Origin of the sequence: Aquirufa nivalisilvae, from assembly GCF_004307455.1 — a bacterium.
Classification (GTDB): Bacteria; Bacteroidota; Bacteroidia; order Cytophagales; family Spirosomataceae; genus Aquirufa; species Aquirufa nivalisilvae.
The window spans coordinates 309394-321467 of sequence record NZ_SEWX01000005.1; the positions used below are offsets into that span (position 1 = coordinate 309394).

Here is a 12074-nt window from a genome sequence, read left to right on the forward strand (position 1 = left end):
CTCGTGTTCTGATTACAAGCATGGCATTTTTGCTACTTATTGGAGTAGTAGAAGGTACTCCTGCTTTTAGGAACACGTTTTTAGAGGAGGATTCTACGCTAGAAAAAAGTGGAAAAAGACCAAGGTTTAGTCTCAAATCACCTGCTCCATTTAGTATATATCAACAAAGTCCGAAATCTCCTTTTTCCATCTATTCTATTAAAGGTGCCAAAAGTGCTTTATCATTTCAAGACCAAAATCAATTAGTTCAATCCCAGCAATTGGGTAATATAGCAGTTCAGCCTGTTAGGCCTTTTTCTTTTCAAGAATATGCGCGAGAACAAGACCGACAGGTTAATCGAAGTTTTTGGAATGCCTATTCTAAGAGTTTAGATGGCAGTAGTTCTTTGCAATCTCGTGGACTTTTCCCCAAGATCGAATTACCTCCTGCTATTGACCGAATTTTTGGGGGTAATGAAGTTTACTTTAAACCCAATGGAAGTTTGTTGCTTGACATTGGATACATGGGCCAATTTGTAGATAATCCAGCCATTCCAGTTCAATTACGGTATGTAGGAAACTTGTTTTTTAATGAGCAAGCTCAGATTAACTTTCAAGGAAAGATTGGCGAGAAGTTGAATTTGAATACCAATTTTGATACGAAAGCTAGTTTCAACTTTCAAAACCAATTAAAACTAAACTGGAAAACCCAGGAAGAAGATATTTTACAAAATATTGAATTAGGAAATACTTCTTGGACACTGAATTCGCAATTGATACCTGGTGTCCAAAATTTATTTGGTTTAAAGACCTTAATGAGGTTTGGAAATTTAGATGTGACAGTTGTTGCAGCCCAGCAACGTTCCAAACAAGATTGTATTACCTTAAAAGGTGGAGCACAAGGTAAATCATTTGAAATACGAGCGGATCAATATGACGAAAATCGACATTTTTTCTTGTCGAGCTATTTTAGAAATCAGTACGAACAGGCATTGAAGAATGTGCCCATGCTTTCCTCCGGTATTACCATTACCCGTGTTGAAGTGTATGTTACCAATAGAACGCAGAGTACAGAGACACTACGTAACCTTATTTCTCTCTCAGATTTAGGGGAATCGGCTCCATATAGTGCGAATAACCCTACCTTAAGCCCTATCATTCCCAACCAACCCGTAGATAATAAAAACAATGGGCTCTATGATAAATTGGTGAATGATTCTGAAATAAGGAAATCAGATCAAGCTTCTTACCGTTTGGAATCTACCTATAATTTACAAAGAGGTACGGATTTTGATATGTTAAAAGGCGCCAAGCGATTAAATGAACGAGAATTTAAGTTTCATCCTACTTTAGGTTATTTATCATTGGTTTCTCCTTTGAGAAATGATGAAGTTTTGGCAGTTGCCTATGAGTATACCTTGAATGGTAGAAAGTATAAAGTGGGTGAGTTAACCGAAGATTATCAGGCAAGAAGAGATGACGAAGTATTGGTATTAAAGATGCTTAAATCTTCTACTATCCGTAATAATTTGTACCATCCAATGTGGGATTTAATGATGAAGAATATTTATTCATTGAATACCAATGGTTTAGCTAAGCAAAATTTCCAATTACGGATTGTTTATAAAGATGATGCGACGGGTATTGATAATTCCAATTTGATTGAAGGAGAGAAATTGAAAGACATCCCTTTAGTGAAGGTATTGGGCTTGGATAAATTAAATTTTGCAGGTGACCCTCAACCTGATGGTAACTTTGACTTTGTAGAAGACTTGACCATAGATGCAAAAAATGGAAGGATAATTTTCCCAGTATTAGAGCCTTTTGGAAGAGATCTAAAATCTCATTTTGGTCCTTCGGAGACTAATTTGGTTAATAAATATGTCTTTGATGAATTATACCGTAAAACGCAATCTGATGCTTTACAGTTAGCAGGTAAAAATAAATTTTTCTTGAAAGGATCTTTCCAATCGGGTATGGGCAGTGATATCATGTTGCCTTTTGGTGTGGAAGCTAAATCGGTGACTGTTTCAGCAGGTGGACAATTGTTGACTTCTGGTACAGATTTTATTGTGGAGGGAATGTCTGGGAGGGTTAAAATAATCAATGAGAGTATTTTTTCTTCTGGACGAGAATTAAAGATTTGTTATGAGAAACCTGATTTATTTTCCAATCAAGTTCGAACATTATTGGGAACTCGTTTGGATTATAACTTAGGTGCGGATTTTCACTTGGGAGCTACGTTCCAAAATATGAGTGAAAGCCCTCCTGCATTTTTTCGTCGAGTTGCCATCGGAAATGAACCTGTAAATAATACCCTGATAGGTTTTGATGCTAGTTTATTTCGTAAATCGATGGCCCTTACCCGTGCTTTAGATGCTTTACCGATTGTATCTACTAAAGAAGCATCGGTCATTGATTTTCAAGGAGAAGTGGCCAAATTAATTCCCAATGTGAATGATCGCGTTCAAGGAAATGCTTTTATTGATGATTTTGAAGCGGCTCGGGTAGTTTATAATTTTTCTTCTCAACCAACCCTCTGGAAGCCAGCCTCAACACCAAAGGAATTTATCCTAGGCAATCCTAGAGACTTAAGCTCTAATTTCAAACGAGCTAAAATTTCTGCTTATAACGTTGATGCAAGTATTTATGGACAAGGAGGTTTTGGCTTAGATATACCAGGTATTGATCCCAATAAGGTGAATGCATATGCCTATGAGCGAGTAGTTACTCCCAAGGGATTATTCCCCAATAAAGATTTTGCAAATAATATCACCAATTTACCATTAGGCGTATTAGACGTTGCCTATTTTCCACAAGAAAGAGGTATTTATAATTTCAATACGAATTTGACTAACAAAGGTTTATTAGCAGGTGATCCTAAAAACAATTTTGGAGCCATCACACGTGCTATTAATTCGGATACGGATTTTGATAATGCGAATGTTGAACAAATTGAATTTTGGTTAATGAATCCATTTGTGGCAGGGGAGCAAGGAAAAGTGCGTGATGGTATTTTGAATAAAAATAATGAAACAGGAGGTAAGTTAGTATTTCACTTAGGGGACATTTCAGAGGACTTTATTCCTGATGGTTTTTCCAACTTTGAAAATGGTATTCCAGCTGGAGAGAAAATAACTTCGGGACCATCTCAAAATGTAGAGGTTACTCCTTGGGGAATAGCTCCGAAAAGACAATTTGTAATCAATGCCTTTGATAATCAAGCAGGTAGGTCGACCCAAGATGTTGGATTGGATGGCTTGTCCAATCAAATTTCAGAAGGTACCAGTGTTTCGGAAGAAACATATTTTAAAGAATATTTGAATCAAATACGGACGAAAGTTACCGATCAAACAGCTCTCACTAAATTAGTAAAAGACCCTGCTGGAGACGACTTTGAATATTATTTGAATGAAAAGTTCAATGGTACTGAAAGTTTGATTGAGCGATATAAGAACTTTATGGGTCTTGAGAATAATTCACCTACGACTGCCAACCCAAGTAATACCAATTTTACGGAGGCTAACAGTATGGTTCCTGACCGGGAGGATTTAAATACTGATAATACTGTCAACGAAGTAGAATCTTATTTCAAATATGAAATTGATTTGAAGCCTGGTCAATTGGAAGTAGGTAAAGGATATATTGTGGATCGGGTTACTGAAAACGGGGTAGATTGGTATTTATTTAGGATACCGATTAAGGACAAGCCAACCTCAGTAGGAGGGATGAATAGTTTTAAATCCATTCGCTTTTTCCGAATGTTATTGACTCAATTCCAAGAGCCTGTAGTATTACGTTTTGCTCAATTACAATTGTCGGGTTATTCATATCGTAAGTTTTTGGGTGATTTAGATAAGAAAAATGGAGTGGATATTCCAGAGCCATATGATGCCAAATTCAAAGTGTCATCGGTCAATATTGAAGAAAATGGTCCAGCCTCCAAGGGTACGAATACCATACCTTATGTAGTTCCTCCAGGATTTGTTCGAGATCAAGACATTACAACCATCAATAATGCTCGATTAAATGAGCAATCTATGAGCTTATGTGTAGATAATCTACGTCCAGGTGATGCCCGTGCTGTATTTAAAAATACCAATTTTGATTTCATCAATTACAAACGTCTTCGCATGTTTGTTTCCATGCAAAGTCAAGATCAGATTAATGGAAAAGTGGCTGCATTTATCCGAATCGGTACAGATTTGACAGATAACTACTATGAAGTTCAATCGACGGGCTTAACTCAAACTCAAAAAGGACAAAGTTTGGATTTGGAAATTTGGCCGATGGAAAATGAGTTTGATATTGAATTTGACTTACTTAAGCGAGCCAAAATGGAGCGCGATAAGCAAGGAAAATCCTTGAATGAACGCTTTTCTATTTTGATGACAAGTTCATCTGGTAAGCAATATAAAGTGACTGTGATGGGGCGTCCAGATCAAAGTGCCAGTATGACCATGATAATTGGTATGCGAAATATCAGTACAGATGGGCCAAAGAGTTTTTGCATCTGGGTGAATGAATTGCGCGCATCGGATTTTGATCAGACTTCTGGAGAGGCTGCTGTTGGTAAATTGGGCTTGAAATTAGCGGATTTAGGTACAATCATGATGAATGGTAGTTTCAAGAATTATGGTTTTGGAGGGGTACAATCCAAAATTTCCGATCGCTCTCGAGAAAATTATGTAGAATATGGAATTACGGCAAATTTAAATTTAGAGAAGTTTTTGCCAGCAAGTTGGGGATTCCGTATTCCGTTTTTTATCACCTATGATATACGAAATATTTCTCCACAGTTTGATCCATTAGATCCTGATATATTCTTGTCTAATTCTTTAGAAACTAAAGGAGCGGGTTATGCAAAATTGGTGGAAGATAATACAGAACGAAGAGGTTTTAACTTTACCAATGTACGTAAAGTCAAGAGCAATTTGTCTAAGCGAGCTTATTTGTGGGATTTTTCAAATTTCACATTCTCTTATGCTTATTCTGAAATGCTGCGCTCAAGCACGATGATTCATGCTTATCAACAGTATAGTCAAAGAGGAAGTATATTGTATTCATTTACGACCAATAGTTCTTTTTGGGAACCATTTAATAAATGGAATACGAGTTCTTCTTGGTTGGAGATTATCAAAGATTTTAATTTCAATTGGAAACCGAGCTCCTTTACTGTAAGAGCAGAGATGGATCGTAGCTTCGTTAAAACTCAATTGAGAAATCAAGATTTAAATATTGTTGGAGTAGCACCTCAATTTGAAAAGTATTGGTTCTTTAATCGTCAGTATGCCTTAAATTGGAATTTAACAAAAAGTGTCATTTTCAATTATAACACGATGGTGAATGCCATCATTGATGAGCCTTTTGGAGATATTGATACACAAGCCAAGAAAGATTCGGTGATGAATAATATCAAATCTTTTGGACGAGCTAAGAACTTCGATCAGCAAGCAGGAATCGTTTGGCGTTTACCATTACAAAAACTTCCATTAACAGATTGGATGAATGCTGATTATACCCACCGAATAGGATATAATTATTATGCCAATTCATTTAATATACGAGATTCTCTAGATTTGCCTTTTGGAAATATCATTAAAAATACGAGAGAAAGAGCCATTAGTGGAAAGGTGGATTTTGTCTCGCTTTATAATCGGATAAGAGCGTTGAGATGGGCTAATACTCCTGCGGCAATTGGTAAAAATGTAGCAAGAAACCCTGGTGATGAAGAGGAGATAGCTATTCCAAGTAAATCATTGTTAAAAACGTTTGCTCGATTGTTTTTAACACTTCGAGGAATTCAAGTTAATTATTCTGTCATTGAATCAACTACCTTGCCAGGTTTCTTACAACAGCCAGGTTTATTAGGTATGAATGGTAATACTTCTGCTCCAGGACTAGATTTTGTTACTGGTGGGCAAGATGATGGAATTCGATTTAAAGCGGCACAGGAAGGTTGGTTGACAAAGAGTACCGTTCAAAATGTACCATTTACTCAATTAAGGAATACGAAATTCAGTTATATCACCCAATTGGAGCCTAACAAAGATTTACGAATTCAGTTAGAAGGAAATTACAATCGAGGAGATAATTACCAAGAGTTTTTTAGGCCAACCAGCGTAGGAGGGAAGTTTGTGAGTCAGAATCCCTTGCGTTCTGGAAATTATTCCATGTCTTTCTTATCCTTTTTGACAGCCTTTAAAGATCCTCAATTGGTTTTTGATGAATTTAGATCTAACCGAGATGTGTTATTAGCTCGATTGAATAGGGCTAAGGCAGCAGATGGGAGTTATAATATCAATTCACAAGATGTATTAATTCCATCGTTTTTTGCAGCTTATTCAGGTGTGTCTGCTCAAACCGTTAAATATTCTCCATTTTATGATATTCCTCTACCTAACTGGAAAGTGGATTATAATGGAATTAATTTAATGCCTTGGATGAAAAAGAAATTCAGTTCATTTACCATTACTCACATGTATTCAAGTACCTATAATGTAGGTAATTTCATTTCTTCTTTAGAATATGGTCAGTTTGAGAATGATTATTTGAACCTCACTTTAAATAGTTTATTGTATCCATTATCTTCTCGTTTTGATGCTAAAACGGGTACTTTAATTCCTGTTTATGTGATGAGTACCATATCATTCTCTGAGAGATTTTCTCCATTGATTGGTTTTAATGCCATTACTAAAAGTCGTGTATCCTTGCGTTTAGAATATAATCAAGATCGTAATGTGGGATTGAATTTATCTAATTCACAAGTAGCAGAACTGTCAAATAAAGACTTTACGGTGTCTGTAGGATTTACTCGTGCCAATATGTTGATACCATTTAAGATCAATGGAGCATTTGTTCGATTGCCCAATGATTTGAGGTTTAATATGAATTTAACTATTCGTGATACGAGAACATTGCAAAGAAAATTGGATGCTGAGACCATCGTAACACAGGGATTTATCAATTTCCAATTTAGACCTCAGATTACTTATTCGATTAATAATAAATTATCTGTTACGGCTTATTTTGATAAGATGATGAATAATCCATTGGTTTCTAATTCATTCTATCGTTCTACTGTGGCAGGTGGATTCCAGATTCGATATAGTTTATCGGATTAGCTAAATGGATGAAAATTCGATTTGCAAAAAATGAGAACTTTATTGACCTTTGCGTAACAAATTAAACTAAAGACATGAATTTTCCAGAACAATTAAAATATACCCAAGAACACGAGTGGATTCGTTTAGAAGGAGATGTAGCAGTAGTAGGAATTACAGATTTTGCGCAAAGTGAATTGGGAGATATTGTTTTTGTTGAAGTGGAAACAGTGGGTAAGAGTATTGCTAAAGATGCTGTTTTTGGAACGGTGGAAGCTGTTAAAACGGTATCAGATTTGTTTTTACCTGTTGCGGGTGAAGTGATCGAATTTAATACAGCCTTAAATAATAGTCCGGAATTAATCAATTCTGACCCTTTTGGTGAAGGATGGATTGTCAAAATAAAACCAAGTAATGTAGGTGATTTATCCGAATTAATGGATGTGGCCACCTATAAATCTTTTGTAGCACATTGATTTTAAAACCCTGATTTTCAGGGTTTTTTTTTATACCAAAGCCATGCGCATTTTATTTAAATCCGTTTTAATTTTAGATAGTACTTCGTCGTATTTTCAACAAAAAGTTGACTTATTGGCTGAAAATGGTATTTGGAAGGAAATTGCTAGTTCCATTTCAAGTTCTGCAGATACGATTGTTGATTGCGAAAACCTAAGCTGGTATCCTTCTGTTGTTGATTTACGAGTTCATCATACATTACCTGGAGGTGAATTCAAGGAAGATTGGAATTCCTTACAAGCAGCGGCTTTACGTGGAGGTGTATTAGATTTGGCTCTTTTACCGACAGGAAATCCTGTACCTCAGCAATCGGAAGCTATTAAGTTCATCAGGAATCAATCTCAAGGAGTAAATTATTATCCTATTGCTCCATTAACTATCGATAATAAAGGAGAAAATTTCACTGACTTATACGATTTACAGCTGGCAGGAGCACAGTGGTTTAGCCATGGTTCAGGTTCTTTACAGAATACTGATTTAATGGTCAAATGTTTGCAATACCTTCAGACTTTACCGGTTACCATGGTGAGTAGACCTGACACGGAGGGTTTATCGATGTACGGTCAAATTCATGAAGGACTTCAAAGTACATTAATGGGTTTAAAAGGTATTCCTGTTTTAACGGAAACTCTTTCCATAAAGCGCGATTTAGATTTGTTACGCTATGTTCAAAGTCATAGTTTTGGAAATGGGAGTGGGGGTTTTAAACTTCATTTTTCTTGTTTGTCTAGTAAGGAATCTGTGGCATTAATTAGACAAGCGAAGCAAGAAGGATTATCTGTTTCTTCGGATGTAGCTATTCATCAATTGATATTTACAGAATCAGATTTAGCTGATTTTGATACCAATAAAAAGGTTAATCCTCCATTTAGAACACAAGAAGATCAAGATGCACTTTGGAATGGATTGAAAGATGGTACCATTGATGCCATTGTATCAGATCATCACCCTGTGGAAATAGAATTAAAAGAGATTGAGTTTGATCAAGCAAGCTTTGGTGTAGTTGGGTTAGAAACTTTATTATTGGCACTTTTGCAGGCTGCCAAACAAAGAAATATTTCATCAATTGATTCTTGGATTCATCACGGACCTGCAAAATTATTAGGAATTGAAGCTTCCCAATTAGGGCTTGGACATATTTCTAAAGGAGTATTAGTTGAAAATAAGTCCATGGAGTTTCAGGAATCCATGATGCTTAGCAAATCTAAGAACTCAGTATTTTTGAATCATCGTTTTGATCACCAGATTGTAGGAGTCGTAAACGGTTCCATTTATACCTCATTTTAATATGTTTTTAAACCTCAAACGCATACCAGAATTGGTCATCGCAGCTTTATTGGTTTTAGGGTTAATTTTAGTTTATTGCTATGTTTTGTACCAAAATGGGACTATTCCGATTGGTGGGAAAAAGGCTCCAAGCTATGTAATTGTTTTGTTTTTTCAGTGGTTTTTGGTGCAAAGAGGTATGAAACGACGCGACACACAGTCGGTTCATTTTTTGCATTTATTTGTTTACCAATATGTTTTTGTCATTTTGGTAAGTATATTGACTTATAGTTTTTTTTATTGGTTTTATCAATCAAGTGAAGGTTTAAACATTTTAAATGAATATATTCGATTGAGCTTAAGTGAATTGGCTCAATATCAAAAGGTTATCGTTCAGCAAGAAGGACAATCCTACTTTTTGGAATTGAAAAATAACATATCTCAAATTAATGCCTTCAGCATTGCGAAAGATGATTTTTTTCAAAAGTTAGCATTATCCTTTTTACCCAATCTACTTATATCATTATACTACAAACGTTCTTAAAACTATGGAAAATCAATCCGATGCTACACCTTCATCATCCTTAATTGCCTTAAAATGGGGTTTGATTGGGGGGACATTAAGCTTTTTATTTACCTTATTAACCAAGTACACAGGATTAGAAGATCAATTTTCAGAGTCACTTGGCTGGATTACTTTTTTGGCTACTTTATTAATTGATACATCGATTTTATTCCTGACTTTAAAAGAATTTAGAGAGCAAAATGCTGGATATTTAGGTTATAGCCAGGGTTTAGGAGTTTCCACCTTACTAGGAGCAATTTGGGGATTAGCTTCGGGAGCGTATAATTACATTTATTTAAATTTCATCGATACCACTGTACTTCAAAAGCAATTGGATATAGCTCGTGAGAAGATGGAAGAGCAAGGATTGAGTGAAAGTCAAATTACAGAAGCAATGAAAGTTTCTTCCATGATGATGGGCCCAGGAGTTCAATTTGTATTGATTGTATTGATGTCTACTTTATTTATCTTTTTATTGGGATTAATTGTTTCTGCCATTTTAAAGAAGGAGAAACCATTTTTTGAATAAATCTATGTGGGCTATTGTTCAAAAGGAATACCAATCATTTTTTAGTTCATTTATTGGTTTAGGGCTTATGTTAGCATTCTATTTGCTTACAGGCCTTTATACTTGGGTATTTGAAGGGAATGTCTTGGATTTTGGATTTGCTGAGTTAAGCGTTTTTTTTGAATTAGCCCCTTGGTTTTTCTTATTCTTTATTCCTGCATTAAGCATGCGCTTGTTTTCTGAGGAATATGCTTTGAAAACCTTTGATCTACTTCGTTCTCTGCCAGTTTCAGATTGGGATATCCTGCTGGGGAAAGTGATAGGTACATTTGCAGTAGTATTGACATCACTAATTCCTACGCTCTTCTTTGTGTATTCTTTAGGAAGTTTAGGAAGTCCTCTAAATAATTACGATTCAACATTAATTCTAGGGGGCTACATTTCCCTAATTTTATTAGGTTTATCCTTTGTTTGTTTAAGTGCTTTTGCTTCGTCCTTAACGAATAAACAAGCCTTAGCCTTTGTGCTTGGTGTAGCATTTAACTTTATATGTTGGCAAGGTCCTCAAGAACTGGCTTTAATTCCTTTATTTGCCAATTTCGATATTGATCTATATAGTTTGAATTTCCACTATCGGAATATCTCCAAGGGGGTATTAGGCTTAGCTGATGTGGCTTATTTTGTGGGGTTCAATTTAGTAGTCATCGGGCTACTGTTGTTTCGATTGAAACGGAAATTTATTTAAAGTCTAAGATCGATATTCTTTGTTCGCATAGAGTAATTTCTGCTTCTTCGTTGGATGCTATTACGATCAATCGATCTCTATTCTCTTGTATTTTTTGATAAAACCATTTTTTTGCTTTTTCATCCAAATTGGTGGTAGGTTCATCTAAAAATAGAAATGGTCTTTCGCCCAAAAGTGCCAAGCCCAATTTGATTTTTTGACGCATCCCAGAAGAATAGTTTTTTATGAACTTAGATTTGTCTGGCTGTAATTCTATGTAATCTTGAAATTGAGACAATGAAATTTGACTAGGTAAAGCTTTCAATTGAACGAGGAAATTCAATAGTTCAGTTAAGGTAAATTCCTCAATTAGCTCTACATATGGGGCTGCATAGGAAACTAAAGCATGGCATTGATCTGCTTCTATTTTAGATTGATTATCATGTAGGAATGATACTTGTCCTTTGCTAGGTAATGAGTATTGGGCTAATATGCGTAATAGGGTAGATTTTCCAGAACCATTGGGTCCAGTTAATGCATATGATTGACCAGATTCAAAGGAATAGGAAAAGGAGCGAACAACCCATTCTTGACGGAATTTTTTTTCAACATGTTCGGCAAGAATTTTCATGAATTGACGGTTTATCCTTTCATGATTCCGCGTTCGGAGTTACGAATAAAAGAAAGTATTTCATCTCTTTCTAAAGATGGACGAATCTGTTCTTCAATTTCTGATAAGGCAGTCTGGATATTCAATCCTTTCTGGTAGATATATCGATATATTTCTTGAATATCAGCGATTTGTTCATCGGAGAAATTCCTTCTTCTTAAACCAACGGAATTGATTCCTGCATAGGTTAGAGGTTCTCTTCCCGATTTGGTGTAGGGAGGAACATCTTTACGAACAAGGGATCCACCAGAGATCATGACATGTTTACCAATACTAGCAAATTGGTGTATTGCGGTAGAGCCTCCAATGATGGCAAATTCTCCTACGGTAACATGACCAGCCATTTGAACCGAATTGGCTAAAATACAATTGTCGGCAATTTGACAATCATGTGCAATATGAACATAAGCCATGATTAAGCAATTTTTGCCCACGACGGTACGGTCTTTATCAACAGTACCTCGATTGATGGTTACACATTCACGAATGGTAGTATTGTCGCCAATCTCTGCAGTTGTTTTTTCACCACCAAATTTTAAATCTTGGGGGATAGCAGAAATAACTGCACCAGGGAAAATACGAACATTTTTCCCAATTCGAGCACCAGGGAAAATGGTTACATTTGACCCAATCCAAGTACCATCACCTATCTCAACATCTCCGTGTATCATGGTAAATGGATCAATTGTCACATTTTGGCCAATTTTTGCGGATGGATCTATATGTGTGAGCGGATATGTCAT

General features: G+C 35.8%; 8 protein-coding genes. 6 read left to right on the forward strand and 2 right to left on the reverse strand.

Annotated elements, in window-relative coordinates; all coding sequences use genetic code 11:
• Nucleotides 1-20 precede the first annotated feature (20 nt).
• The 6 genes from sov to EWU22_RS08220 all read left to right on the forward strand — a co-directional run bounded on the left by sov (nucleotide 21) and on the right by EWU22_RS08220 (nucleotide 10682).
• On the forward strand, nucleotides 21-7103 hold the full coding sequence (sov, locus tag EWU22_RS08195; protein WP_130925156.1) for a T9SS outer membrane translocon Sov/SprA: 7083 nt from the start codon (nucleotides 21-23) through the stop codon (nucleotides 7101-7103).
• 74 nt (nucleotides 7104-7177) lie between these two features.
• Nucleotides 7178-7558 (forward strand): glycine cleavage system protein GcvH, encoded by a 381-nt coding sequence (gene gcvH / locus EWU22_RS08200; RefSeq protein WP_109322848.1) that lies wholly within the window; start codon nucleotides 7178-7180, stop codon nucleotides 7556-7558.
• Between the two features lie 43 nt (nucleotides 7559-7601).
• Nucleotides 7602-8885, forward strand: a complete 1284-nt coding sequence (locus EWU22_RS08205) for a dihydroorotase (protein WP_130925157.1) — start codon at nucleotides 7602-7604, stop codon at nucleotides 8883-8885.
• A gap of 1 nt (nucleotide 8886) precedes the next feature.
• Entirely contained in the window at nucleotides 8887-9408 is a 522-nt protein-coding gene (locus tag EWU22_RS08210; protein ID WP_109322850.1) for a hypothetical protein, read from the forward strand.
• Between the two features lie 4 nt (nucleotides 9409-9412).
• Entirely contained in the window at nucleotides 9413-9958 is a 546-nt protein-coding gene (locus EWU22_RS08215; protein ID WP_109322851.1) for a DUF4199 domain-containing protein, read from the forward strand.
• Nucleotides 9959-9962: 4 nt separating this feature from the next.
• Nucleotides 9963-10682 (forward strand): ABC transporter permease, encoded by a 720-nt coding sequence (locus tag EWU22_RS08220; RefSeq protein ID WP_130925158.1) that lies wholly within the window; start codon nucleotides 9963-9965, stop codon nucleotides 10680-10682.
• Here the strand turns inward: EWU22_RS08220 and EWU22_RS08225 are convergent.
• Together EWU22_RS08225 and lpxA are read right to left on the reverse strand one after the other, a co-directional pair.
• Nucleotides 10675-11292 (reverse strand): ABC transporter ATP-binding protein, encoded by a 618-nt coding sequence (locus tag EWU22_RS08225; RefSeq protein WP_130925159.1) that lies wholly within the window; start codon nucleotides 11290-11292, stop codon nucleotides 10675-10677. The two genes, EWU22_RS08220 and EWU22_RS08225, sit on opposite strands and share 8 nt — an antisense overlap.
• 11 nt (nucleotides 11293-11303) lie before the next feature.
• Nucleotides 11304-12074: an acyl-ACP--UDP-N-acetylglucosamine O-acyltransferase gene (lpxA, locus tag EWU22_RS08230; protein ID WP_109322854.1), complete on the reverse strand. Its 771-nt coding sequence runs from the start codon at nucleotides 12072-12074 to the stop codon at nucleotides 11304-11306.

Excerpts from the sequence above, each read along its gene's own strand:
- EWU22_RS08205 (WP_130925157.1), top strand. The coding sequence starts at position 7,602 with ATGCGCATTTTATTTAAATCCGTTTTAATTTTAGATAGTACTTCGTCG.
- lpxA (WP_109322854.1), bottom strand. The coding sequence starts at position 12,074 with ATGACATATCCGCTCACACATATAGATCCATCCGCAAAAATTGGCCAA.
- sov (WP_130925156.1), top strand. The coding sequence starts at position 21 with ATGGCATTTTTGCTACTTATTGGAGTAGTAGAAGGTACTCCTGCTTTT.
- EWU22_RS08215 (WP_109322851.1), top strand. The coding sequence starts at position 9,413 with ATGGAAAATCAATCCGATGCTACACCTTCATCATCCTTAATTGCCTTA.
- EWU22_RS08210 (WP_109322850.1), top strand. The coding sequence starts at position 8,887 with ATGTTTTTAAACCTCAAACGCATACCAGAATTGGTCATCGCAGCTTTA.
- gcvH (WP_109322848.1), top strand. The coding sequence starts at position 7,178 with ATGAATTTTCCAGAACAATTAAAATATACCCAAGAACACGAGTGGATT.
- EWU22_RS08225 (WP_130925159.1), bottom strand. The coding sequence starts at position 11,292 with ATGAAAATTCTTGCCGAACATGTTGAAAAAAAATTCCGTCAAGAATGG.
- EWU22_RS08220 (WP_130925158.1), top strand. The coding sequence starts at position 9,963 with ATGTGGGCTATTGTTCAAAAGGAATACCAATCATTTTTTAGTTCATTT.